This is a genomic window from Pseudoalteromonas sp. BZB3 (assembly GCF_040104455.1).
GTDB lineage: Bacteria > Pseudomonadota > Gammaproteobacteria > Enterobacterales > Alteromonadaceae > Pseudoalteromonas.
Genome location: NZ_JBECOS010000020.1, coordinates 22,635 through 48,477 on the forward strand (window position 1 = coordinate 22,635; position 25,843 = coordinate 48,477).

The 25,843-nt window shown below is 39.4% G+C and carries 27 protein-coding genes; 11 read left to right on the top strand and 16 right to left on the bottom strand.

All coding sequences use genetic code 11. From position 1 onward, the window contains the following. Position 1 precedes the first annotated feature (1 nt). Together ABMY35_RS20265 and ABMY35_RS20270 are read right to left on the bottom strand one after the other, a co-directional pair. Positions 2-1,462, bottom strand: a complete 1,461-nt coding sequence (locus ABMY35_RS20265; RefSeq protein ID WP_349287880.1) for a PLP-dependent aminotransferase family protein — start codon at positions 1,460-1,462, stop codon at positions 2-4. 86 nt (positions 1,463-1,548) lie between these two features. After that, a complete protein-coding gene (locus tag ABMY35_RS20270; protein ID WP_349287881.1) occupies positions 1,549-2,424 on the bottom strand; it encodes a hypothetical protein in 876 nt (291 codons plus the stop codon). Positions 2,425-2,599: 175 nt separating this feature from the next. Here ABMY35_RS20270 and ABMY35_RS20275 point away from each other — a divergent pair, with 175 nt between their 5' ends. The 5 genes from ABMY35_RS20275 to ABMY35_RS20295 all read left to right on the top strand — a co-directional run bounded on the left by ABMY35_RS20275 (position 2,600) and on the right by ABMY35_RS20295 (position 5,813). Beyond that, entirely contained in the window at positions 2,600-3,199 is a 600-nt protein-coding gene (locus tag ABMY35_RS20275) for a GNAT family protein (protein WP_349287882.1), read from the top strand. Positions 3,200-3,633: 434 nt separating this feature from the next. Further along, positions 3,634-4,074: a PAS domain-containing protein gene (locus ABMY35_RS20280; protein WP_349287883.1), complete on the top strand. Its 441-nt coding sequence runs from the start codon at positions 3,634-3,636 to the stop codon at positions 4,072-4,074. Positions 4,075-4,082: 8 nt separating this feature from the next. Beyond that, a complete protein-coding gene (locus tag ABMY35_RS20285) occupies positions 4,083-5,009 on the top strand; it encodes a methyl-accepting chemotaxis protein (protein ID WP_349287884.1) in 927 nt (308 codons plus the stop codon). A gap of 9 nt (positions 5,010-5,018) precedes the next feature. Further along, entirely contained in the window at positions 5,019-5,168 is a 150-nt protein-coding gene (locus tag ABMY35_RS20290; RefSeq protein ID WP_349287885.1) for a hypothetical protein, read from the top strand. 186 nt (positions 5,169-5,354) lie between these two features. Beyond that, positions 5,355-5,813, top strand: a complete 459-nt coding sequence (locus ABMY35_RS20295; protein WP_349287886.1) for a hypothetical protein — start codon at positions 5,355-5,357, stop codon at positions 5,811-5,813. Positions 5,814-5,848: 35 nt separating this feature from the next. Here the strand turns inward: ABMY35_RS20295 and ABMY35_RS20300 are convergent, their stop codons facing one another. The 7 genes from ABMY35_RS20300 to ABMY35_RS20330 form a co-directional block, all read right to left on the bottom strand. Continuing rightward, positions 5,849-6,106, bottom strand: a complete 258-nt coding sequence (locus ABMY35_RS20300) for a DUF2999 family protein (RefSeq protein WP_349287887.1) — start codon at positions 6,104-6,106, stop codon at positions 5,849-5,851. Between the two features lie 56 nt (positions 6,107-6,162). Continuing rightward, entirely contained in the window at positions 6,163-6,882 is a 720-nt protein-coding gene (locus ABMY35_RS20305) for a transporter substrate-binding domain-containing protein (RefSeq protein ID WP_349287888.1), read from the bottom strand. A gap of 27 nt (positions 6,883-6,909) precedes the next feature. Further along, positions 6,910-7,224, bottom strand: coding sequence for a hypothetical protein (locus ABMY35_RS20310; protein WP_349287889.1), 315 nt, complete (start codon positions 7,222-7,224; stop codon positions 6,910-6,912). Between the two features lie 5 nt (positions 7,225-7,229). Beyond that, on the bottom strand, positions 7,230-7,688 hold the full coding sequence (locus ABMY35_RS20315; protein WP_349287890.1) for a nuclear transport factor 2 family protein: 459 nt from the start codon (positions 7,686-7,688) through the stop codon (positions 7,230-7,232). Between the two features lie 65 nt (positions 7,689-7,753). Continuing rightward, the gene (locus ABMY35_RS20320) at positions 7,754-8,494 is read right to left on the bottom strand and encodes a ferredoxin--NADP reductase (protein ID WP_349287891.1); all 741 of its coding nucleotides are present in this window, start codon (positions 8,492-8,494) and stop codon (positions 7,754-7,756) included. 238 nt (positions 8,495-8,732) lie between these two features. Continuing rightward, positions 8,733-9,434: a purine-nucleoside phosphorylase gene (gene deoD, locus ABMY35_RS20325; RefSeq protein ID WP_138632942.1), complete on the bottom strand. Its 702-nt coding sequence runs from the start codon at positions 9,432-9,434 to the stop codon at positions 8,733-8,735. 13 nt (positions 9,435-9,447) lie between these two features. Further along, positions 9,448-10,662: a phosphopentomutase gene (locus tag ABMY35_RS20330; RefSeq protein ID WP_349287892.1), complete on the bottom strand. Its 1,215-nt coding sequence runs from the start codon at positions 10,660-10,662 to the stop codon at positions 9,448-9,450. Between the two features lie 295 nt (positions 10,663-10,957). Here ABMY35_RS20330 and udk point away from each other — a divergent pair, with 295 nt between their 5' ends. After that, the gene (gene udk, locus ABMY35_RS20335; RefSeq protein WP_058032252.1) at positions 10,958-11,587 is read left to right on the top strand and encodes a uridine kinase; all 630 of its coding nucleotides are present in this window, start codon (positions 10,958-10,960) and stop codon (positions 11,585-11,587) included. Positions 11,588-11,602: 15 nt separating this feature from the next. Further along, positions 11,603-12,829 carry a NupC/NupG family nucleoside CNT transporter gene (locus tag ABMY35_RS20340; RefSeq protein WP_349287893.1) on the top strand — a complete coding sequence of 409 codons (1,227 nt, stop codon included), beginning with the start codon at positions 11,603-11,605 and terminating at the stop codon, positions 12,827-12,829. Positions 12,830-13,029: 200 nt separating this feature from the next. Here the strand turns inward: ABMY35_RS20340 and ABMY35_RS20345 are convergent, their stop codons facing one another. Both ABMY35_RS20345 and ABMY35_RS20350 read right to left on the bottom strand, forming a co-directional pair. After that, positions 13,030-13,449, bottom strand: a complete 420-nt coding sequence (locus ABMY35_RS20345) for an NUDIX hydrolase (protein WP_349287894.1) — start codon at positions 13,447-13,449, stop codon at positions 13,030-13,032. Positions 13,450-13,546: 97 nt separating this feature from the next. Beyond that, positions 13,547-14,746: an RsmB/NOP family class I SAM-dependent RNA methyltransferase gene (locus ABMY35_RS20350; RefSeq protein ID WP_349287895.1), complete on the bottom strand. Its 1,200-nt coding sequence runs from the start codon at positions 14,744-14,746 to the stop codon at positions 13,547-13,549. Between the two features lie 187 nt (positions 14,747-14,933). On the opposite strand from ABMY35_RS20350, the gene ABMY35_RS20355 reads away from it, so the two are divergent. The 3 genes from ABMY35_RS20355 to ABMY35_RS20365 all read left to right on the top strand — a co-directional run bounded on the left by ABMY35_RS20355 (position 14,934) and on the right by ABMY35_RS20365 (position 19,420). Beyond that, the gene (locus ABMY35_RS20355; RefSeq protein WP_349287896.1) at positions 14,934-16,319 is read left to right on the top strand and encodes a VCBS repeat-containing protein; all 1,386 of its coding nucleotides are present in this window, start codon (positions 14,934-14,936) and stop codon (positions 16,317-16,319) included. Between the two features lie 356 nt (positions 16,320-16,675). Continuing rightward, on the top strand, positions 16,676-18,553 hold the full coding sequence (locus ABMY35_RS20360) for a hypothetical protein (RefSeq protein WP_349287897.1): 1,878 nt from the start codon (positions 16,676-16,678) through the stop codon (positions 18,551-18,553). Positions 18,554-18,862: 309 nt separating this feature from the next. Then, complete coding sequence (locus ABMY35_RS20365; protein WP_349287898.1) at positions 18,863-19,420, top strand: GNAT family N-acetyltransferase; 558 nt, start codon at positions 18,863-18,865, stop codon at positions 19,418-19,420. A gap of 53 nt (positions 19,421-19,473) precedes the next feature. Here the strand turns inward: ABMY35_RS20365 and ABMY35_RS20370 are convergent, their stop codons facing one another. Then, positions 19,474-20,166: an SDR family oxidoreductase gene (locus ABMY35_RS20370; RefSeq protein ID WP_349287899.1), complete on the bottom strand. Its 693-nt coding sequence runs from the start codon at positions 20,164-20,166 to the stop codon at positions 19,474-19,476. Between the two features lie 237 nt (positions 20,167-20,403). Further along, positions 20,404-21,972 (bottom strand): DUF3612 domain-containing protein, encoded by a 1,569-nt coding sequence (locus ABMY35_RS20375; protein WP_349287900.1) that lies wholly within the window; start codon positions 21,970-21,972, stop codon positions 20,404-20,406. Positions 21,973-22,077: 105 nt separating this feature from the next. Between ABMY35_RS20375 and ABMY35_RS20380 the strand changes: the two genes are divergently transcribed. Further along, the gene (locus ABMY35_RS20380; protein WP_349287950.1) at positions 22,078-22,614 is read left to right on the top strand and encodes a malate synthase; all 537 of its coding nucleotides are present in this window, start codon (positions 22,078-22,080) and stop codon (positions 22,612-22,614) included. Positions 22,615-22,750: 136 nt separating this feature from the next. Here ABMY35_RS20380 and ABMY35_RS20385 read toward each other — a convergent pair whose 3' ends face one another. From ABMY35_RS20385 to ABMY35_RS20395, 3 genes are all read right to left on the bottom strand, one after another. Beyond that, positions 22,751-23,107, bottom strand: a complete 357-nt coding sequence (locus ABMY35_RS20385; protein ID WP_349287901.1) for a hypothetical protein — start codon at positions 23,105-23,107, stop codon at positions 22,751-22,753. 607 nt (positions 23,108-23,714) lie between these two features. Then, positions 23,715-24,251, bottom strand: a complete 537-nt coding sequence (locus tag ABMY35_RS20390; RefSeq protein ID WP_349287902.1) for a GrpB family protein — start codon at positions 24,249-24,251, stop codon at positions 23,715-23,717. A gap of 27 nt (positions 24,252-24,278) precedes the next feature. Beyond that, on the bottom strand, positions 24,279-25,553 hold the full coding sequence (locus tag ABMY35_RS20395; protein ID WP_349287903.1) for a diguanylate cyclase: 1,275 nt from the start codon (positions 25,551-25,553) through the stop codon (positions 24,279-24,281). Positions 25,554-25,843: the final 290 nt, after the last annotated feature.

The window sequence follows — 25,843 nt, forward strand, 5'->3', positions numbered from 1 at the left end:
ATTATAATTGCTCTGAAAAGATTTTGTATATTCCGGCTTCTGCTTGCTCAACTGTTTGTGAAGCAAACCCTAAGCGAATATGACTTACCTCGCCATCATTTGGTTTTAAAGAACGGACTGAATTAGGGTGATAAAACTCTTCTTCCGACTGAAAATAAATTCCCTTTTCTCTTGCTCTTAATTTTAACGCAACCACATCTTGATGGCAGTTTAGCCAGAATGCCATACCACCATCAGGCTTGATAAATGAAAGGTTTAGGCCCTGCGCTTTTAAAGCATTAAGGGTGCTATTCATTGCTTGCCATCGCGCTTTATATGATTTGGTCATACGCTTTAAGTGACGTTCAAACTCTCCTGTCTCCATCCAGTGCGCGACCGCCAGTTGAGTAAAGACGTCATTCTTATGATTAATGAGCTTTTTTAACCCTTTTAAATACGCTAGAACAGGTTTGGCAGCATGTAAATAGCCGAGTCTCGCTCCAGCACACATTATTTTAGAAAAGGTCGATATATAAATCACAATACCCGCGGGATCATCTGCCGCCATTGGCTGAAGAGGCCGACACTGATAGTGAAATTCATGATCATAATCGTCTTCAATGATCAGCACACCATATTGATAGCACAACCGGTAAATCTCCAGACGTCTAGCTATTGGCAATGTCACTGTAGTCGGGTATTGATGTAATGGTGTTAGATATAGTAGCTTGATTTTTCTAAATTTAAACTGGGTTTCTAAGTCATCAACACATATCCCCTGCTCATCTTGTGCAATATCGACTAGTGCAGCACCACAACTTTCGAATGCCTGTCTTGCAGGCGGGTAGCCTAAGGTCTCAATCGCAACAAAGTCACCTTGATTGATAAACCCTTTAGCAACCAAATATAAAGCTTCTTGTGAGCCATTACAGATAAGTAAATCATCAACATTTAGTGCTCTTGCCTGACCGAGGTATCTTAAAATTTGGTGCTTTAGTGAGGGTAATCCTGTACTCTCTGAATAATGCATGTCATGGGCGTTGAATTGCCTCGCGGCCATACTCAAAGATTGTTTAAATTTCTGTTTTGGAAAAGCTGATAGATCAGGCAAGCCACCGGCAAAAATATAGTCAAAAGCAGAAAGGTCGACTTCACTTGTCTGTTGTAAGGGCATCGAAAAATTATACTCAAATGGTTTTACACTTCTTCGTTTAGTATATTTTTCACTGGCATCAATTGGTAAATGTTCACTTACAACATAGCCACTTCTTTGTATAGAAGTCAGCCACCCTTCAGCCACTAAGCCTTGTAAAGCGTTCATCACAGTGTGACGATTTACTTGGTAATAAAAAGAAAGAGCTCTGGCTGACGGAAGCACTGTACCAGGTAACAATGAACCTGACTGAATTGCATTGCGGTATACGTCAATAATTTGCACATATTTGGCTTTGCCATCACTAAAAATAATCTCTAAAGGTTGCATGGCTCTGTCTTACTGAAAAACTGAATCATCATAAAAGAGTATAAAATATGCCTGAACCTCTTCTTGCTGTGTAAATGTCGAATTAACTATAGCTTGGCAGGAGTATTAATAATTTGCCAACTACTCACTTTATCATTTACATATCCTGACTGGCGATACGCTTTTTCAATTTCACCCCTTTCTTTTAAAATTGATAGCCCTTTTTCAAGTGCCTTTATCAAAGGCTGACTTTGAGCGGTGAAACGCGCCACCGGAAAATGACGACTATCAGGCATAATGACTTTTAAGTTTTTGATCGGTACATAAGTTTGGCCATTATGTTTAAAGCTCAAATCATCAGAATTGTGAAAAGGTCCTAGCATCACATCAGCTCGTTTTTTATAGAGCATATCTAACATGGTCGTGTACTTACCAGTGTGATACATGCCATTAAAGTCTAATTGCTTAAGTATTTGCCAGTCATGCTGCCAATTTTGATTTGAAACTGCGATTAGCTTAACTAATTCAGCGGGTTGCTTAACTGACAGCACATCAACATTGTCGCTATGCGTATATAACCCAGCTTCTGCACGACCCGCTTCTAACACGGCGCTGCTAATATGCAATTTCTGCTCAAACTGTTTAATCTCATTTAACCAAAGCGGAGTCGCACTTAAATGGATTGCCCCTTGCTTCATCAATTTAATTCTACGTGGCGGATGATCAACTTGAATATAGTTAATTGGTAATTTAAATCCGCCAAGGCGAATTGCTTTAACAAGTAAAGCATGTTCAACAACATCGCGAGAAGCTTTTAAACTGCTGTAGTCGTGTACGTCTAATATGTTTCTATTGTCTAAAAACTCAATGTACTGCTGTTTTATATCATCTTGTATGGCTATGGTTATCGTTGAGTTGTCTATTTCGGCTACGCTAGCACTGTGCCAAAGCATACAAAAACACAATAATAGTAGGCGGGTCATATCAATCCTTAATCTTCTCAACGCACTGTCATTAAATCGTAATTCACTTATTAACTCAATAATAAAAAAATATTAACACTGGTCTAGTAGTTTGTTCCGCTCTGGTTGTATTTGTTAGACCTAATAACAGCTAACTTGTCCTTAGAGATCATTGCGACGATAAGGAATTACGAAGATGTTAAAACCTATTTCATTAGAGACCGAGAAAGTTAAGCTCACGCCATTAACTGAAAATCATCTAGATGCCCTCTTTAAAGCAGGCAACCACCCTGATATTTGGCAATGGGTGTTTAACAATTATTGTGAGAGCAAAGAAAAGTTAGCTTTGTGGTTTAAAAACACCGCACAATTTAACCAGAATGAACAAATTGTCATGGCAATCATAGATAAAGCCTACGGTACTGTCGTTGGCACTACACGGTTATTTCGACTTGATACACACAATCATAGTGCTGAAATTGGTCATACATTCATTGCTAAGTCAGCACAAAAAACCTATGTAAATACCCATGCAAAGTATCTACTACTCAGCCATGCCTTTGAGGATTTAAACTTAGTGAGAGTCACCTTATGTACTCATGAGAAAAATAAGATCTCAAGAAATGCTATTTCACGTCTTGGTGCCAGGTTTGAGGGGTTAGCATACAAACAGCGAAAACTACCTGGCGGTAATTTCAGAAATACAGCCATTTTCAGTATCACTGACGATCAATGGCCAGATATAAAAGCTAAGTTAACGAAACGAATGCAAGCAACTGAAACTGCACAAAACTAAAACAATCTAATTGATTTAACACAACAATAAGGGAGTATTGGGTGTGTTGACCTTTGCTGTGTGTTTTTGCAGCTGTGAGTTGGATGTTTAGGCAAGGCAGAGGCTGCATAGCATAGTTATTCTATGTAAGTCAGCCGATAACGCCGAATAAATATTCAACTCGCGCTGCTCGAAGAGTTCAACCAAAGGCTTCCACTACTTTGTCATTCGTCACTCACATAAATCATTATGCTTCGTAACTCATTTCGCGTATTGAAAGCCTTTGATTTGAACAAAATTCATACCTCAAAGATAAACACACCCAAGATTAATTAACTCCTCTGATCTTCATCAAATCAGCGCTAAATTAAGTCAGTCACCTAGATTATTTTGTTTATAAATCAACCTTATTTGACTATATTGCCCGTCTTGCATTAACAGGATGGAATGCCAGTATGAGTTCACGACACACTCAAGAAATAACACTAACAAAAGAAACCATTCTACTTTCAACCACAGATCCCAGTAGCAGGATCACCTATGCTAATGAGGCTTTTTGTGATGTCTCTGGTTTTAGCACCACAGAAATGTATGGTCAGCCAAACAACTTGGAGCGCCACAATGATATGCCTAAAGCAGCTTTTGCCAATATGTGGGACACAATTCAAGGTGGTAACTCTTGGATGGGCCCAGTTAAAAACAAAAGTAAAGATGGCCGATTTTATTGGGTGAATGCCTTTGTGACGCCCATAAAAAATGAGCAGGGTAAGATCATTGAGTATCAATCTGTCAGAACCCATCTAGACGCAAAGTTAAAAAGCGTGCTGATCGCGCATACAAAAAAATACAAGCCGGGCAAGTTGCCAACCGTTATTACGATAGCACCAAATGGATAAGCTATGGTTTGGTTGCATCAAGCGCTATTGCTTTTATGACATTGGCCTTCATCTTTTCAACTGCCATTTTGGCGCTCGCTATTTTGCTTATGTTAACTTCATACATGCAATTGAGATGGCGTAAGCGTTATACCCTCAAAGAGGCCAAAGAAGCGTATGATAACCCACTTATGTCATTCTTGTATTCAGGGCATAACGATGCCGTTGTTTCATTATATTTAGCAATAAAAATGCAACAAGCCAAAGTCAGAGCGGTTGTTGGACGGGTCAATGATGAGTCTCTTAGGGTAAATGTAAATGCACAAAAAAATACTCAAAGTGGGCAACAAGTCTCAGAGCTATTAAGAAAACAAAATAATGAAGTTCAGCAAATGGTGCAATGCATGCAAGACTTCACCGTCACCATCGAAGAGTTGAATACGAATGTAGAACGAGCCTCACGCGCTGCAATGGCTTCAGAGCAACACACTCAAGATGGTAAATCTTCTGTAGATAAAGTCATTGATGCCATACATCATTTAGATGAGCATTTAGCTGAAGTTAACCAAGCCGTATCTAGATTGGTTGCTGGTAATGAGAAAATCCATGGCATTTTGAATGTCATCAATTCAATTGCTGAACAAACTAACTTGCTGGCATTAAATGCCGCGATTGAAGCAGCAAGAGCCGGCGATCATGGCAGAGGTTTTTCTGTTGTCGCTGATGAAGTAAGGGCCTTGGCTCAAAAGACTCAAGCATCAACAGAAGAGATAACCCAGCTAGTCCAAGAGCTGAACGATGTATCACAAAGTGCTGTTAGCTCGATGGACCAAGGAAACCTTTTGTCTAACACCAGTGTGGAGCTTGCAAGTAAGAATGGTGAAAGCCTATCGACGATTCAGTCCCATGTTACCGAACTGGCTGATCTTAACCGTTCGGTTGCAGCCACATTATAACAGCAGTCCGTGGTCATTAAACAAATCAACCTCAATGTTGAGAGCGTAAGTGAACTGGCCGACTTAGGTGGGCAACATGGTCAGCATTCTCATAACTTAAGCCAAGAGCTGTTAAGCCAAATCGAGCAGCAAACCAAACTCATCCAGCAATTTTGCTAACATCAAGTTGCGTGGCTTAAGTCACGCAGCGCCCACCAATTGACCGCTTTTTGTACTATATTATTTACAAATCATAAAACTATAGTTCTTAATGTTGACCAAATACTTCAATTAAAGGCCCTTCAGAGCGATCGCTTCACTGTTCTCAGCGTAATGACTTGTACCAACTCACGCGAGGCCAATACCATGCTGTACTATTTAATTACCAGTCAAAACTACAAAACCTTCAGAAACATTGAAGATAAAGTAAAAGGAATTGCCTACGTTGAAGACATTACTCACCTGTGTAACCACGAACCACATCCTTGGCACATCTGGCTGACAAACAAGGTCGCTCACCTCATTAAAGCTGAATCATTATTTGCTCTGCTAGTCGTCATTTCAACATTTATTGCAGCTTCTATGACTAATCTTTCTACCGGTCTATTTGTGATTGGCGGAGTAGTTGTTGTGCTCTTTAGTATCTGGGTTTGCGGATTAATTGGCATCGAGCAAGTTTCTCATTATGTATCATGCCAAGATATGCTCAAGGATGAAGAAGACGCACTTGCAATGTACATTGAAGCACAAGAGGAAAATAAGGAAAGAGTTGAAAAGATACTGAAGTCTGAGAGAGAGCTTAATTTATATAAAGTAAACGTTTAATTTATATAAGCGGGACAAGTCCCGCTCATAAAGCTTTATTGCTGGTTAGTCAGCTTTTCTTTTGCAGCTTGAACTTTTGCAAAATCTAGACCTAACTCTTCCACAGCCTCTTTAATCAAACCTGGATTTTGCATGACTAAGCCCATTAACTGCTGAAGCTTTTCTTGAGGGATACCTAGTTGTTGCACAATCCCCATCGCCATAAGTGGGTTGTCTGTTAGTGCTTCAAATAGTTGGTTAATCTGTTCATCAGCAATATTATTTTCTTTAAGAATGGCAATAATTGGATTCATAATTTATCACTCGCAATTAGTTTATAACGCTTTATGTATGGGCAAAATCATTGTTTTCAACTCTCGCCATGAAGTTTGTTATATTTATCAAGCGCTAATTGAACGCGCTTCACTAAGGCTTTATCAGTTTTAAGACTAAATGCCATGCAAGCTCGGCGATTATCTATTTCTTTTACCTCGATGACTTTTCTGAGCATAGAGTAATCATACCCGAGCTCTTTCATCCTTTCTGAGGCCGTGTATTCAGTATGTAAAATCAGATCTACTCTTCCACCAAGTAACTTTCTAGGTGATGAACTAGGATCTGAAGTGAGATCTAAATTTAACCCAGGCTTAAAACCTGCGTCTGTCAGATACCCTTCACTTACGCTACCACGCACGATAGAAATCACATATTGCTTCGCATCATCAAGAGAGTTGAGCTGAATATCATTTCTTGTTTTTAACGCAAATAAATACTCTTTCACTGGAGCCATTAGCGGGCAAACCCATTGAAATAGTTTTTCTCGTTCGGGCGTTCGATAAATTGAATAGATCATGGTATTGGCTTGTGTCTTAGCCAAATGCATAGAGCGTAACCATGGATAGCTTGTTATTTTATATTCAACACCAGCATCAGATAAAACAGCTCTCACTTTGTCTGTAGAGCGGCCAACAAGCTGCCCTTCAGCATTGGTGTAGTTATAGGGTAACCACTCTTCAGTCACGACATGGAGAGTTTCTGACGATGATACCTTAATACTAAAAAGTAAGGCTAAATAAAGAAAAAGTTTCATTTATTCCTCAAGGCAAGTAATAGAGACTCACCTATCAAAAAATGCATCAACCGCGAATGCGATTAACTCATCAACTTGAGATTCAAACTCTTCTAGCGGCTTTTCTATTTTTTGAAAATAGCTATCGACTTGTCCTTGAGTAAGTTTGCGATTCAATAAAGAGTACTCTTTTTCATCGAGTAGCTTGTCATATCTTGGAACAAAAGAAAGAATAGCATAATTAGGAGGCGGTATTTTCTTCACTGCGAATTGACAAAACTCTTCGATGTAATCGATACCATCAGGACCCAAACAACCGGGTTCAACACGGTAAAGAAGTTGGATCCTCATGTCTTTGCTCATTTTACTTACCTAAAAAAGACCACCTTTTTGATTTTTCCTTTTTCAATCTGGTAGCTAGTTACAAACTCAGAGCGCTTATCAACTACACCTGCTTGCTGGGTGCAAATTTCTGAGCTTTCATGATCAATAACAATACTGCCATGCACAATTCGTTTAAGCGATTTTGCATTTAAGCATTTCATTTTCTTAAACATCAAACCATAACGTTTGATTAAATCTTCTTTACCCGTAAACATGAGTTTTTGTGGGTACATGTAGAACTCTACATCATCAGCATATAAAGCCAAGAAAGATTTAATGTTTTGTTGATTATAGGCAACAATTAACGCATCTATTACTTTTTCAGCTACTTTTTCTTCTGCTGTTTTAATATTACTTAGTGCAGCCGCCTTTTCTTCAAAGGCTGGATTTGCATTAATTGCAAATGAAAAAAAGAACAAAGTGATAAAACTAAAAAATCTCATAAGTACCTAATAAAAATACAGCATAAACCTGAGCACCTTATCAAATCTCAGTCTTTTTTCATAGCTTACCAGTATTGTTCGACTGATATATGACCAGGTTCAGAACGTCGGTGCCTTGAATAACCGAGCGTTTGAAGAAGTTGCGCCAAGTCTTTTACCATGTCTGGATTTCCACAAATCATAAAATGAGAATCTTCAGGTAAACGTTCTTGATTGAAATACTTCGCTATTTCATTGCTTTGAATTAGATCTGTGATTCTACCTTGTAACCCCTTCTCTGGCATTTCTCGCGTCACGAGGGGTAAGTAAGTAAATTGCTTAAACAGCTTTTGGTGTGCATTTATAAAGTCTTGATAGGTTAAATCTGTATTAAACCTAACGCTATGGATAAGGACAATTTGCTTATATTTGTCCCATATCTTGCCATCTGCCAAAATTGACAAAAAAGGCCCGATGCCTGTGCCTGACGCTATCATCCAAAGAATCTCGCGCTTAGGTGACTCTTCAATAGTTAAAAAGCCGTTTGCTTTCGCTTCGACTTCAATACTGTCACCGACTGAAAGATCAACAAGACCTGATGTCAACTTACCGCCCTCAACCTCTGTCAGGTAAAACTCAAGTACAGGATCTTTCGGTGCATTAACATATGAGTAAGCTCGAGCAATTCGCTTATCACCAATTGTCATCGCTAACTTAGTAAACTGGCCAGCTTGAAAAGGAGCGACATCTGCAGCAACTTTGATGGTAAAAAGTGTTGGCGTCCACCAGTTTACTTCCGTGATTTTTCCACTAACCCATTGAGACATATAATAGCTCTGTTTATTTCACACTCTATAACTGTGGCAGATAGCACCGATATGTCAAAAATCTCAGCAGTTCACAAATTTTAGGCAAAAAAAAGCCACACTATTCAGTGCGGCCTTTTGGGGTGTGATTCGCTTTCATTTTGGGCGTGTCTCCAAAAATCAGCGATTACGTTACCAAGGAACTTTCTTGCTCAAAACCCAACGAGCAAATAACAACTTAAAACTCTTTATGAAATCGTTAGATTGACTCTAAAGCAATCTTAACCATTTCGTTAAATGTACTTTGTCTTTCTTCAGCCGGTGTTGCTTCACCTGTGATCACATGATCACTTACTGTGAATAATGCCATTGCTTTTGCACCATATTCAGCTGCAACGCCATACATGCCTGCAGTTTCCATATCAACGGCTAATACACCTAGCTTGTCTAATTCTTCATAGAAAGAACCATCAGCTTGGTAGAATGTATCCGTAGTAAATACGTTACCAACTTTCGCTTCGATACCTAGTTTACGTGCCGCATTAACACCGTTTTCTAGTAGACCGAAATCAGCAATCGCTGCATAGTCATAACCACGAACACGTGCACGGTTTACATTTGAATCTGTACTTGCACCCTGTGCAAAAATAACATCACGGATTTTAATGTCTTGGCTAATACCACCACATGTACCGATACGGATAAGGTTCTTAACACCGTAGCTAACAACTAGCTCACGGGCATAAATTGACATTGATGGAATGCCCATACCCGAACCCATGATGCTTACAGGTTTACCATTGTATGTGCCTGTAAAACCAAACATGTTACGAACACCTGTAACTTGGCGAGCGTCTTCAAGGAAGTTTTCTGCAATATATTTTGCGCGTAAAGGGTCACCGGGCATTAATACCGTTTCAGCAAAATCACCATTGTTCGCATTGATATGAGGAGTACTCATTCTCTTTTCCTTCTTACGCCTTGATCAGGTCGTCAGCAAAGCTGTCGCCGTAGTCAAGTGTTGATAAATTAAACCACTGGGCAAGGGTTTGACCTATGTCAGCAAAACTTTGTCGTTCGCCGAGTGCGATATTGTCAATCCCCGGTGTATAAGCCAGTACCGGTACATATTCACGTGTATGATCTGTACCTGGTGCTGTTGGATCGCAGCCGTGATCTGCCGTAATAATTAATAAATCATCTTTTTGTAATTTATTAAGTATCGTTGGTAGGAAATCATCGAATTGCTTTAGCGCTTCGGCATAACCTACTGCATTACGTCTGTGACCAAATTTTTCGTCAAAATCCACAAGGTTTGTGAAAATCAAACTGTGATCAGGGGCGCTGTCGATGATTTCAGAGGTTTTCTCTAGTAAATTCATCAAACCTGGCGCTTTATGCTTCTGGGTAATGCCTTGGTGGGCATAAATATCAGAAATTTTACCAATACTGATCACTTCACCACCATCTTGCGACAACTTATCTAATAATGTTGGTGCAGGAGGTAGCACAGAGTAATCTCTACGATTACCTGTACGAATAAAGTCGGCACTCGAAGTGCCTATAAATGGCCGCGCAATCACTCGTCCTATGTTCATATCATCAAGCAGTGCCCGTGCGATTTCACATACTTGATAAAGCTTGTCAAGGCCGAATGATTGCTCGTGTGCGGCTATTTGGAACACACTATCAACTGAGGTATAACAAATTGGCATGCCCGTTTTTACATGCTCTTCACCCAGTTGCTCTAAAATAACGGTACCTGAACCGTAACAGTTGCCTAAAATTCCTGGAATTTCGGCGCGTTTGCACAATTCAGCAACAAATTCTTCAGGGAAGCATGGTTGTGTATTAGGGAAATACCCCCAATCAAATAACACAGGTACACCCGCCATTTCCCAATGGCCAGATGGCGTATCTTTACCACTTGAAAGCTCTTTTGCATAACCCCAAGCTGCCTTTGGCGCTGAGCGTTCTGCCACTTCACACGCTTCTTTACCCGCTGCTTCGCAAGCGTCAACTAAACCAAGTTTAGTTAAGTTAGGTAAAGGGAGTGCTTCTCCTTTATCTTCTTTATATGCAGCTAAAAGGTGCGCAAGGGTATTTGCTCCTAAGTCTCCAAATTGTTCAGCATCTGGAGCGGCACCTACGCCTAAGCTGTCTGCCATCAGGATAATTGCTCTTGCCATAATTTACCTCTTAACTTATGCCAATCTGGAGAATAAATAATTGCCTCCGAATCAGTGTTGGATACTTTAATAGTTGGTTAACAACAGCGTACAGGACATAAGTCCGCTTTTAAAACTAGACGCCAATTGTCACGAAAATGTCATAAAAGTCCTGTTTTTAGCAAGCGGACATAAGTCCTGTCGCATAAATATCAAAATCGCTAAATTTGCTCCCTAAGCGAAGCAAAAGAGATTATTCGTGTCTTTTTTGCTATTGTGATCTTCCGAGTGAATCAACAGTTGGGTGTGAACTTTAGTGACACGAACAATTATAGCTATTGCTGGTGCATCTGCATCTGGCAAATCTCTTTTTACGCAAACTATTTATAACGAGCTTGTAAATGAGCTAGAAGATGGTTCTATTGCCATCATCGAAGAAGATGCCTATTACAAAGATCAATCGCATTTACCGTTTGAGCATAGAACACAAACAAACTATGACCATCCGGATGCATTTGAACATGAGCTTCTTAAATCGCATTTAGAGCAATTAAGATCTGGTCAGTCTGTAGAAGTACCAAGTTACGATTATGCGCAACATACTCGTAGTAAGGAAACTCGTCAGGTTAACCCTGCAAAAATATTAATTGTTGAAGGCATTTTATTACTCAGCGACCCTGAGTTATGTAAAGAGTTTGATATAAAAGTATTTATTGATACGCCTCTTGATATTTGTTTACTGCGTCGTACGCAGCGTGACATCGAGCAGCGAGGCCGAACACTACAATCTGTTGTGGAGCAGTATCAAGCAACGGTAAGACCCATGTTCTATCAATTTATAGAACCATCTAAACATTCAGCTGATTTAGTGGTTACACGCGGTGGCATGAATCGCGTGGCGATTGATATAATCAAAAGCAAGATAAAATATTTGCTACAAGAATAAAAACGGGAATTTACCATGACAACAATAATGAGCCTAGTGGGCATGATGGCCCTACTGGGTATTGCATTTGCAGCGTCAACGAATCGCAAAGCTATTAATTTGCGTACTGTTGGGGTGGCGTTTGCACTACAGCTTTTTATAGGTGGTTTTGTACTATTTGTAGAAGCTGGCAGAAACATACTTGACCAATTATCAAGCAAAGTATCAGCAGTAATTGGTTATGCAGGAGACGGTATCGAGTTTTTATTCGGCTCTCTGGCAAAAAGTGACAGTAATATTGGTTTTATTTTTGCGATCCAAGTATTACCGGTCATCGTATTTTTCTCTGCGCTAGTCGCAGTGCTTTACCACCTAGGCATCATGACATGGGTCATTAAAATTTTAGGTGGTGGCTTACAAAAATTGCTTAAAACGTCTCGTCCGGAGTCGCTTTCTGCAACAGCTAATATCTTTGTGGGACAAACGGAAGCACCTTTAATTGTAAAACCGTTTATTCCAAGCATGACGAAGTCAGAGTTATTTGCTGTGATGGTAGGTGGCCTTGCTACCGTAGCTGGTTCTGTTATGGCAGGTTACGTTGCAATTGGTGTTGAGCTTAAATATTTAATTGCTGCCAGCTTTATGGCTGCGCCTGGTGGTTTCTTAATGGCAAAAATGATCGTGCCGGAGACAGAAACACCTAAACAGAATTTATCAGATGTAATGTCTGATGAAGAGAAACCAGTAAATGTGATCGATGCAGCTGCATCTGGTGCGTCAAGCGGTATGCATTTAGCACTCAACGTAGGTGCAATGTTACTTGCTTTTGTAGCTTTAATTGCATTATTAAATGGTTTGTTAGGCGGAATCGGTGCTTGGTTTGACCATCCGACCCTAACATTACAAGAGATTTTAGGTTACGTATTCGCACCAGTTGCATGGTTACTTGGTGTACCTTGGAGCGAAGCTGTAACGGCCGGTAGTTTTATCGGACAAAAGCTAGTAGTTAACGAATTCGTTGCTTATCTAGACTTTATGAATTATCGAGAAGGGTTAAGTGCTCATACACAAGCAATTGTCACATTTGCGTTATGTGGATTTGCTAACCTTTCATCGATTGCAATCTTACTAGGCGGACTTGGCGGTATGGCGCCGAGTCGAAGAAAGGATATCGCACGCTTAGGGCTCAGGGCGGTTTTAGCAGGGTCAATGGCTAACCTAATGAGCGCCGCAATTGCAGGGTTTTTCCTCTCGCTAGCTTAGAAACTTAACGAGATTTCCCTAAAATTTGCAAAACAATTGGTTGGTTGCTTTAAGGGGTTAAAGTAACCACACTAACTTGAACGATACTTCACCAAAGGGCCTTTATGGCCCTTTTATCGTTTCTGGAGCAAGCTATTCTTTAAATGAAAAGTTTTCAATGAAAAAGCTCTGAATTAAAAATATATTCACCCTACTTTTACTTATCTCTTTTCAATTAACGCCTGTAACTTATCCTGCTTTAAAAAATTTTCTAATGACAAGAACAGCGGTTTTGGCAGTTCATCTAAGGCGAACCATTGCCAACCTAGACACTTATTTGGCTCCATGATTTCAGGCTCACCTTCTACACCATTTGCCACCACATACAAGGTTACATAATGTTTATTTAGCGGATTAAATACATCGTTAGAAAAGCCCAACTGACTGACTCCAGAAACCTTCAAGCCTGTCTCTTCTAGCGTCTCTCTGATTGCACAAGCCGCTATTTCTTCGCCCATTTCTAAATGACCACCTGGTGTGGCCCACGTATTTGCGCCATGCGACCCAATACGTTCACCGAGTAGAATTTTACCATCACGAATAATGACAACTGCGACACCCACTCGAACATGTTCTGACATAATATTTGCCTTAATTATTTATTATTTTATTAAACACAAAAAAAGCCGCTTAATCGCGGCTCTTTATAGATAACCTGAGCTCAGGTTAGATAGATTTTTAAATTCCTTTTTTAGTTAACACAGCGGCATAGAAACCATCGTACTCGGAGTTTATTCCCGGTTGTAGGTTTAGCTCTTCTAGTAATTCAAAATTTGGGTTGTTTTCCAAGAATGTGTGCACTTGCTGCTGGTTTTCACTCGGGAAAATAGAGCAAGTCGCATACACAAGCTTTCCGCCGACTTTACACATCTGGCTGTAACGCTGCAGAATTTCGGCTTGCAAATTGATCAGAGTATCAATATTTTCAGGTTGTAAATGCCATTTTGCATCTGGATTACGGCGCAGAACTCCCGTGCCAGAACATGGTACGTCTAGTAACACGCGATCAAACTTTTCTTTTAAGCGCTTAATGGTTTTACTGTTTTTGATAAAACGCGTTTCAAGCATATGTACACCCGCACGCTTTGCACGTTTTTTTAGTGCATCTAGCTTATGCTGATGAATGTCCATCGATAAGATGTAGCCTTTATTTTGCATTAGATTAGCAAGGTGTAAGCTCTTACCACCCGCGCCTGCACACGCATCAACAACACGCTGGCCAGGTTTTACATCGAGTAATGGCGCAATCTGCTGAGAGCCTGCATCTTGCATTTCAAACCAGCCTTTGCTGAATGCATCTGATTTAAATAAATAGCCGTATTCTTCAACTTCTAAGCAGTTTTCTTGCTCAAGTAGTTTGGTGATTGATTGGCTCTTTTTCAAAGACGTTTGTAACGTTGCAGCTTCGGTCTTCAAGGTATTTACACGAAGGTAAGGTTTCGCAGGTACGTTCAGTGCCTGTGCGATATTAATCCAATCATCACCAAGCTCTTGCTCAGCGCGCTGCCAAAGCCAATCAGGATAGCTTTGTTGCTCTGCTGGAGAGGCCTCATTAAGGTTTGCTTTTAATGTCTCAACATCTAAACCTGCAAACTCAGACCAATTTGGTAACTCTACGCCATTTAACAGCTGATAAGCTTCAAAGTGTAGCCACGGCCAATTCTCATCTGAGGTGTCGATATCAAGTGCCGTATTGAGCTGGCGATGATAACGGATCAGCTCATAGCAATGTTGTACATAATAAGCTTTGGTTGCTTGATTCCAAAAAGCTTGGTTAGCAAGGCCTGCTTCTATTGCTTTATCAGCGTACTGCTCTGTTTCGAAAACTTGTTTAATACAGCTAATAATGGCTTCAACACATTGGCTATCGTCTAACACTCACCTAACTCCTAAATTCAATAACGACGCGGATTGTAGCTGATTTTCAGATAAGCGACGAGCACTATCCACATAAAACATGTAGGGTGCTTATTACATTTGCAACAGTTCATTACAAATTCGAACTTGTTTGCTCTGCAATTAAACCTAAGATAGAACCACACTAAGTTCGAGGAAAGGAATAAAAATGAAACACACGCTTTTATTGATGGCAGCGCTAGGCGCATCTTATTCAGCGATGGCAGCAAAAGATATTCCAATAAAAACCAATCGCAGCCTGATTGAAACTAAAAGCCCGATTATGTTTGCCTATCATGATGAAGACGCCAATTTAGCTGAGCTTAATCTTGAAAGCATGGAATTTACCAAGCTCGAACTGCCAAAAGATACTTTTGGTTTTGATTACGGCAAGTTTGCGGGATCATCTAAAATCACCGCTTTTGTGATGAATAAAGAAGGTATTTTTGCTGTCGATAAACAGGGCGCTAAAAAGGTGCTTTCAACCAATGCACTGCTTTCTAAACTAGAATTCGACGAGTTCGAGAAAATCAATTTTATTAGCGACATTAATAATGATGGTCTGAGCGACATTGTTCTGCCTGACTTAACTCACTCAGAGATTTACATTCAAAACCCTGACAGCAGCTTTACTAAGCACACATTCAGCACTGAGCCTAAATTTTCGGGTAATTTTAGCAGTGGTAAATTGCGCCTAGACATTGACTTAACCATGGTGCCTAAAGTATTCGACATAAACCAAGACGGGTTTAATGATTTAGTGTTTCATGATAGAGAAAAAATCGATGTACTTTATGCCAATAAAACAGGCTATGAAAACGCGCTTAAACCATTAAAACTCCCTGTTGAGACGGGCAAACTTGATGACGTTGAAGCGAATCGCCGCATTGCGAAATTACTCGATATCAACAATGACGGTAAACTCGACCTTGTCACGCGTTATGCACCAATTGTTGAAGGCATGGACTCGCTCGATGTTGAACTCACCTTTCAGGTATTCTACGGACAAAAAGATGGTCAATTTTCAGCAACCCCGTTAACTTTGCCTAAGGCTTCTGGCACCAGCCGTTTTGAGTTCGATAATGATTTTAACGGCGATGGTAAAAGTGAATTACAAAAGTTTCATGTCGACTTTGGCCTAGGCACCATCGCTTCAATGGCACTGGGCGGCGGTAGTACTGATGTTGATGTAGAGATCAGCTTTTATGCGCAAAAGCCTGACGGCACTTTTTCTGAAGATCCAGACTCTGAAAAAGAAGTTGAAATGGAAATTGGCATGAGTAGTGATGAAATGGCTTTAACTTACTATGCCGGCGATATCAACGGCGATGGTAAACAAGATGCTGTATTCAAAACCGGCAGTAAAACACTCAGTGTTTACTATGGTAATGCCGAGACTGTTTTAAACAAAAAACGCAGTAAGATCAAACATAAACTACCTGAAGATGGCAATGACATTAAGCTAGTCGACATCAATAATGATGGCAAACACGATTTTGTACTAAGATTTCAAGATGATGATGGGAATAGCAAAATAATCACACTGCTCAACTAAAGCAGAATTTAAAAGTGGTATTGTAATAATAGCTTTGCCACTTTCCCTTCTCGATGTAAACATAACTTTATTTTTTTGATAAAAACTATAAAAATATTCAAAACACCATTGATAATAAATAAATTATTAGGCAAAGTGTCTCCGATGTTTATTGTTCCGATCCACTTAATTTAGTGTTCTATTTTTGGCAAAGGGAAATTGTCAGTTACAGGCGTAATACTAACTATTTAGTTTTATCTAAAAACCTACCAACGCTAGTCTCAGTTTAACTTCCCCCATCAATTGAATATTCCGGATTGGTATTAACCACATTCTAAAATTTTAGTACTAAAGAATTTTCAAAAAGGTGAATACTTATGGCTTTTGATTATGGCTCAATAGATCTTGGGCTCAAAAACCCCTTCAAATTAGAAGGCAAAGTGACAGCATTAAGAGGGGTAATTCAAACTCTCACAGGTATGACACTGCTATTTTTTGCAGCAGGCCTTGTAAAGGAAGATCAAATTTCGGGCTGGATTTTAATGCTATTTGGCATTGTTAATTTAGCTATTGGACTCAAAACTGCAGCATCAGGTATTTACTCTACTTTAAGATATTTTGTTGGAAGAAATCACCCGACTTCTCTTGCCTATAATTTTAGCAAATCAGAATCATCTACTGCTCACAGCGAAAAAAATGATGTAGCTTATCGAGCAAAAACGTTGGAAGAAATGTTGGTAGGAAGAAAGAACAGCACTTTTGTCGAACCAAAAGGTTTCATCGCAAGACTGCTCCATAGTCTCTTACCTAAACTACTATTCTTACCTTATCCCGTTAGAAATATGACGCAACGAATCTTCAATGCATGGATAAGTACGATTGTCGCTTTAGTGTCATACGCCCTGATCGCCTTCGTTTCTTTAACTGGTTTTGCTGGTGAAGTTGGTGAATTAGCCTTTCCTATTTACAGCTGTTTTTTAATGCTTTTTATTTTTCTTACTTGGCGCTCGGCTGGAAGACCCATCTCTAGAAAAGCAGAAAGTACGATTGAAACCTTAGGCACCGCAAGTTTTACCAAAATTATTGCCCTATCTATTGTTTTACCTTTAGTCATTGGGCTTGTTATGTCATTTTTAATGAACAAAACTGGGTTCTCGAAGCAAGATATTGAGCAATTTTTAAATCAACTTCCTTCTTTTAATTCAGGTCTGTACTTAATTGGTATTGTTGTATTTGCACTGATTGGCACAGCAATTATTGGCTCTATGATTAGCGCCCGTTTAAATAAGGTTGATCCTGTCACTGAAGTATCAGAATTACGAGAAAACTGGCAAGAATCTGTTCACCCGAATGAAATCTTTATCAATCTTGATAATTTAGTCATGGCAAACAGGCGCTACAGAGAGGTTCCTAATAGAGTTTATAAAGAGCTAGACCCTAAACTGCAAGAGCAAGTTGATGGTAAAGGTGGCTTTAATGGTGAAATGATACAAGAAGTACAACCCAAGTTTTCACCTATGAACTTAGGTAAAACATTCGAGCTATCTCGCTTGTTATCTCTATTATTCGGTAATATCTTTTTTATTATCACTCTAATCTTTAGTGTTTTATTAGCCTACCAAGCAATTGATTTAGCTAAATTTGTTAGTAGTCAAAACATAAATAGCTTTGAAACAGCTTTCAATTCTGCAAACTTATCCACCTCGTCCCAGATGTTAATAAACATCGCTCAATTATTTTTAATAGGTGCGATATTTAAAGCCTTCGCTCGCCTTATGACTAATTCGGCCCATGTATTTTTTGCAGAAATGCAATTCGAGTCATTACTTGTATATTTCAAATGTGAAGGCACGTTTACCGAATCAAAGATTTCTACAGGTACAGGTATTCATGATTCAACTCGTTCAGAAAATACGCTAGTAAGAAGCAGCATCACACCTTGGATTATTGTTTCACGTATTGTGAGTTCAACATTCGCAGCGACAGGTTTAAAAAATTTAGAGCACCCAAGGCATATACTCGAGATGCACAAAGATGAATCGCAATTAGATGCTATAAAGCATGATATTGTGAGCTTCTTGAAAGATAGAGAGTCTATTGCTTCTATCACCAGTGAAAGAGATCTAGGAAATGCTTCACAGCTTTATCAGTTAAATCAGCAGACGAGAGCAATGAGCGGACAAAGTATTGCACATAAGCAAGATGAGGAAGCAGCCGGTTTTTTAAGAGCCGAACAGCCTGAAAGTGCAAAGTAACGTCTCTTTAATATAGGTTTGTCTGTCACTTTTACGAACAAACGTACAATTCGGGGTGTCAAAGGCTATTAAGACGAAAATTGATTTTGATAGCCTGTTTCTTGTGATAATGGCAGGTTGTCAATAAATTTAAAACCTAACTTTCAGTAGGTGCGCGGTAAATATGCACACCAAGAAAAATTGCAATAGTTAAAAGCAGGTGTAAATTTGTGTCTGCTTTTTTCATGCAATTGATTCTAATATATACTTGTAGAACGAAAATTATTTCATTATCTTAAACAGTAGAAGAATAATAAATCGGTGATATACGTGCAGTATCTACCTCTCGAACACACGCATTTTCAAGATGTTATCTCACTAGCAAACATCGTTCATGGTGACAACTATATGGACGAGCAGAGCCTAACTAAAATGCATCAACAAGGTATCAAGCATGATATTAATGCCAGCTTTGTTGCAATAAATGAACAAAACGAGCTCGTCGGGTTTAGGCTAAGTTATGCCGCAGATCAATGGGACATTGATAAGTGGTGTAGCCCAAAACTCTGGCCTGTACTCCCTTCACAGATGGCATATTTCAAATGCATCGCAGTTTCTGAAAAAGCTCAAGGCCAAGGCATAGGCCCCAAATTACTTCATGCTTCTATTGTTGCTTTAAGACAGCAAGGTGCTTTGGCAGGTGTTGCGCATTTATGGAAACAAAGCCCAGGTAATGGCGCGGTGAAATATTTCACAAAAGCAGGCGGTGAGCTGATCAAGCTTCATGATAATCGCTGGACCGAGTTATGTGATACACAAGGTTATGTGTGTACAGTTTGTGAGAGCAGTTGTCAGTGCCAAGCGGCAGAAATGGCTTTACTTTTTTAAAGTTTAGTTACGAAACATTGCGCGGCTTCTAACCGCGCAACTACAGGCTTTTCCTACCAAGGTATTTGATCACCTTTATAGCTATAAAAGCCACCACTTTGGTCGTCAGTTAAAGACTCAATAACTTGCTTTAACCCCAGCGCTGATTCTTCCGCACTTATCAGTGCATTTGGTCCGCCCATTTCTGTTTGAACCCAGCCAGGATGTAGCGCTACCGTTTTAACGCCTTGTGATAACAAATCGTTTGATAGGCTTTTGACTACTGAGTTTAAAGCCGCTTTCGAACTGCGGTAAATGTATCCGCCGCCTTTGGTATTTTCAGTATGGCTACCAACGCGTGACGATAAAGCTGCGATTACTTTAAGTTCACTATTTAAGACTTGGGATACAAACGCTTCTGCAAGTTTAGTCGGCGCAATCACATTGGCTTCAAATACGTCACGCCAAGCACCTACATCGCAATTGCCAAAGCCATAACCTTTTGGCCCATAGAGCCCGGCATTATTCAAAAGCACATCAATGTTTGAGTCTGCTAATTTCATGCTCAAAGTTGCCATTTGCTGATAATCTGTAATATCTAGTTCATAGACCTGAAGCTTTTTGAATTCGCTCTTTAACTGATTAAGCGAAGTTGCAGTACTGCTGTTTCGACACGTTGCGATTACTTGCCAATCATCAACTAAAAAGACCTTGGTCAATGCTAGCCCTATGCCACGGTTTGCACCGGTAATAAATACTGTTTTCAATCGAGTTCACCCAATATACCCAAACTTCCTCAAGATGCATGATTCAGAGCGCTGCCTTCTGTTCTAGTTCAAGGAAAAGGACGCAGCGTAATGACGCGTCCTTTCCAAGTTCTTTGACAATGAAATAGGACTGAAAGCACGCTCCCTTGGGCGAGTTTGATTGGCTTTCATACTGCGTTATCAATTTTCGATTTAGAACCACTAGATCTTCAAATCGATGCCTTGTCTGACAGCCAATCAATTCTCGCTGAACCTCGTATCTTGAGGTGGTTTGGGTATATATTCAATACTTTGTGTCATTTTGCCATTTTTACATTTGCCATAACACCCCGGCTTTCTTGGGCAGCTGTTACCTCGAATACAAATGACTCTAAGTTCAGACGCTAGCCCCCGCTCTATCCAGTTAATATTTAGAATACGCGCCACACTAAGCAATTGCTGACGGATATTATGCGGCACAACCGTTGAGCCGCCATGTTTAATACAAAGTGCTTGTAGGTTCTCAACGACAGCTTGCGCATCAGTGCCTTGCGCATCAATGGCAGGGTTCAAATCAATCCCCATACACAGAACATGTTTTGCACCAGCTAAATCCTCAACTAATACAGATTCGCAACAATACAAACGCGTCTTACCATCAACGCTCAAAATTGAAAGCTGGGCACTGCTTTCTCGCGACATTTCTCCAAACTTTCTAAATACCGCCCAGTGCTGACAGGGATCTTCAACCTGACGCATATTACCCCAAGGCAGAGGAATACCATTGCCTCGATAAACCGCTTTCAACTTACCCGGTTTATACGCATCAAAGTAATGCCAATGTGGGTAGGGTGACACCACAGTCATGCGTCGCATCGCCACAGACACCGAAATATCGAGTTGTTTATGTACTGAGATATCGTATCCATAGCTGTCGAGTAATTGCCTAAACGGCGCTTTAGGACACAGTAATGCGCCAGCAAAAAAACTGGCTTCAAAGTCTTGCCAAGCTTGTAGAATATCTTGCGCATTGGGTGTGGTGTGTAATTCGGTTTCTTTTTGCTCAGCCCCACCTATCGATAAAATGCACTTAACCCCGTCTTGATTGTGTAGCACTGCATGTCCAATATGCACCGCTAAATCATATTTTAATCGGCTTTCTTTCGTTTTTAATTTCTCATTTAAAAACACAATATTAGGCGCTCTTAAAAAAGAACTGACTAATCGTGACTTATTAACTTGTTTTACTTCGTTATGGTTTTCCTTTTCATTAAACCATTTAATTTCTAACCCTTTTTCTTGAGCGATACGCATTAAATCGTTGGAGGTTAGATATAAGTTTTTATTGCCTACTTCTTCTGCTGCACGCTCTAAATCAGGAAAATGATTTTGATGATGCTCTTGGTGCGCACGAATTAATAAATGTGCGAATTGACGGCCGCTTATTCCCGTTTGAGACAGCATTTCTGGAATCGCAATTTGTAAAATATCATTACTAAACAGAAAGTTGGGCTCAAGAGCCATACCTGTGATCCCGCCACTTCTGCCTTTATCTGGGGTAATGGTATCTTTTTCAGGCTCACTGTCTAAAAACCACTCAACGGGCTTTTGAAATACTTGGGCGAGATTTTCAAGCATTTCTTGACTCGGCGTGCGCTTGCCGCGCTCTATCATAGAAAGGTAAGAAACAGAGGGCGCAGAATAGGCATCTACTCTCACACATCGACTAGATAAATCTTCTAATGTCAGATGGTTACGCTTCCTTAAATTACGTATTTTGGTCCCTAAAAAGTGAGATTTCCGCATTAATGTTGATGTCTTTTTCACTGCCGTCCCCTGCTTATATTTTATTCACACAGTAAAAATAGCAGATTTTGTAAAATTTACACTGTGAAATTCTTTTTGTGAAATTATAAAAAATATTCACATACACTGAATTCAACAACCAACAAAAACGATTTAACGAATGAGGTTACGATTATGACAGCACTAACTCGCAGTGAAATGACAGATCAAACATGCCAGAAAATGACACTTGCAAAACAATATCTTGATGAGCATTGCCCGCTTGATCAGGGTTCACACACGCAAGTGACACATTACTTGGTTTACTACAATCACCTAATGGCGTTTTTCGCAGACGGCAGTCACTGTGGTTTAGAGCAGCCAAAACAATTTGTTGCCCTTTGCGGACACCGTGATGATCCAACAGCTATTTTGCTTAAGAAAAAAGATGGCTTACATATTGAACTGACTTTCAACCGCCGTGGTGATGCAGGTAAAATTGATATGGCGCACATTGATGATATTCAAATGGAAACACAGCTCAGTGCTGTAGATAGTAATAATGACGCAACCCAACTAAAACGCCTTTGGATTAGCTTTTTAACAGGCATCGAATATTCAATTGTTCGTGAAGGTCAATCTAAAGCCTATACTGCAAAAGATGGCAGCGAGTATGTGCTGTAAAATCAAGTCACAAACAGCATGAAAAACCAGTGAGCACTGTGAAAAAACAGCGGTCGGTGCTCAAATTGTCAAAAACCAATGTTCATATGTTTGAGACTACACCAAATTTTAAAAAGCTGTCGTAGATAAAGCCTTTTTACCTGTGGAGAACTTCACTGCTGAAACCATACTTTATCTTTAACCCTTCAAGCGCAGCTAAAAATGCCTCTTGCTCAAATAACCCTTCAATTATGTTAAATTGACTCTCTAAAGAAGTTAGACTTAATAAAGCTCTGTAATATTGCTCATGAGATGCTTTTGAGAAATAAACTAAATCTCGCCAATGTGGGGGCAAACTAAAATAATAATTTAATGTTGCTCGACTGATCACAGCCAGATCAAGGCGTTGCTTTATCAAAATTTCTAGCAACTGTAATTCTGAGCTCGTTGGGGTCAGTTTGGCCTTCCCCGCTTTTAAAACAGGTGCAACTCTAAAGTAATGATACCCTCTCACCCCTCCAATATTTTTTCATAAAGAGATTTTTTACCTGCATAATCAAAAAGCTTTTTAACATGAGAAATAAATTCATCCTGATCATGTAATAAAGGCCTGGTCCAGAGAAACTTGGTTTTTTGCTTGTCTTTAAACCATACAGGGTGAACACCTAAGATCATGCCATCTAAGGTATTGTTGGCGATTTCTCTATTGAGTCTTTTAAGAGGTACAAACTGGGCGACAAACTGGTATTTGCTTTGAAAACGATGAAAAAGCTCAACCAGCTCAAAATAAAGCCCTGTTTCTAATTCTAACTGTTAAATATATGGCGGTTTTAAATGGTAGATATACACGTAAACTTTTTCAGCAGTATGTATTCTTTTTCCCTCTTCTTTTGTATTCAGTGACAAAGGCATTAATACCAAAAGAAGTAGAATAACTAAAAAGTACGGCACGATAATTCTATATTTATTTATCATTTAATTAGCTATAGACGATTTTTGAGTTTCTACAACTGCTAATTAATTATCAACGCTGCAAGAAAACCCACTAAAAATTAGGACCATAGCGGTTGCGCCACCACAAAAGTTCCTGCGAAAAGTTGAATACACTCTAATAAAACTGATTAAAGTAAGGGTTCTTTTATTGTGTCTTTGTACCAGTTTTTTGCTTGCTGTAATTGAGCTTTAATAAACTCATCTTTTAACGTCATATAAACTTGTATATCGTTATTACAAGCCCGAGCTGCGTCCGCTTTAATCTCAGCATACTGTAAAGCAGCTAGCTTATGCGCTTTTAAATAATCTCTAAAAATACGATGTTCAAACGCATGATCATGGCCTTGTTCAAAAATATGCACATGGTGGGTTCTTTGCAGGCCACCCTTTTGAAAGTAACGTCTTCCAACAATGCTATTCTCCCCCTTGCCAACAAACCCAAGCGCCGTGAATTGCGCAGTGAGATTATCTAAAAAGTCTAAATTTTTCACTTCAACAAGTATGTCGATTATGGGTTTAGCACATAAGCCAGGTACTGATGTACTCCCTATGTGTTCAATCAAAATCACTTGACCTTCAAGCAAAGATTTTAGTTGTTGTTTAACCTCTAAAAACATTTCAGGCCAAAGTGGGTTATATTCTACGACCTCAATAATTCTTGCCATTAACTTTAACCTTATTGCTTAAACGTATTAATTAAGAGATATTACACAGTTTCTACCACTATCTTTCGCTTGATAAAGTGCTCTATCGACTCGAGAAAACACATCATCGAAGCTAGTATCCTCGCAATTGAACTCAGTAAGTCCAATACTGACCGTGAGCTGGATTTTTTTAGCGCCGCATAGTAAGGATGACGCAACTTTATTTCTCAAACGTTCAGCAACATAGCCGCCTGCATTGATGTCCGTATAGGGTAACAATATTGCGAACTCTTCCCCGCCAATACGGGCGAAGGTATATTCTTCTCGCAACAGGTCTTGTACAGTTGAAGTAAGATTTTGTAGTACTTCATCGCCTATAGGGTGGCCAAACTGGTCATTAATATTTTTAAAAAAGTCGACATCCAAAGTTAACAAGCTAAAGCACGTATTTTGCCGTTTAAAAATACTAAATGCTTTCTCTGCCTCTTTTAAAAAATAGCGACGGTTGTAAATACCGGTTAAATCATCAGTGTTAGCTAAACGCTTAAACTCTTCTTTTAGCTTGAAAATCTCAGTTACATCAGTTGAGAAACCAATAAGAGAGCGCTTGCCTGCCATGGTCACTGGTACTTTAACGCTTAAATAATGCTGAGTTTCTCCATTATCAACCATAACTTCCTCAACACGTTGCACTTGCTGCTCTGTAATGGCTTTAGAATCACTCGCATGAAAGTGCTCCGCGGTGTCTTTAGGCAAAATATCTTGCTCTTTTTGACCAATTATTTGGTCTGAATCTAGACCGAATAAGTTCGCGACTTTGGAGTTCACATATAAATAACGTCGTTCCTCGTCTTTCATGTAAACATATGCTTCTACATTATCTAGAATAACGCTCAACAGTTGTTTTTGTTCTTCAACTTGCTCTCTAAGACGCTTTTCTTCGGTGATATCATGTGCGACACCTACCAAGCCGATGATATTTTTTTGTTTGTCGAATAGTGGGGTTTTAATAATCCGGTAAACTCTTTGTTCTGAAGTATGACGAACAAAGTTTGTTTCTTCAGAGGCAATTTGCTGCTTACCAGACAATACTTTCCTATCATTTTCAATTATTTGCTGAGACATTGAAAGGTCAAAAAACACGCTATCGTCTTTACCAACTATGTCATCTTTTGAACATCCAAATAATGCCTCAACTTTATCATTTGCATATATGTATTTCCCTTGCATGTCTTTTACGAAAATATAAGCGCCTAAGTTGTCACATATATTAGACATTAAAGACATAGGCTCACTTGTGACGATATTTTGTATATTTTCCAAAAAATTATCCCTTATAGATTTAATATTTTTTGAACATTCTTTCGGTAGTGCTTCTAAAGAACAATGCAAACTTAGCACAACTAAAGCAAATAGAAACTGATTTGCGAGTAATCACTTCACTTTTAGGCTTGATTAATCAATTCAAGATACAAATTGTATACAGTATTTTATTTTTGTTTATTAATATGCACTTTCGGCTTTTAATTATCTTCACTCTATTATCTTCTTTTTTCACTCAAGCACTGGATATAAAAGTACACACGCTGCCAGTTCAAAGTGAGCTCACAGCA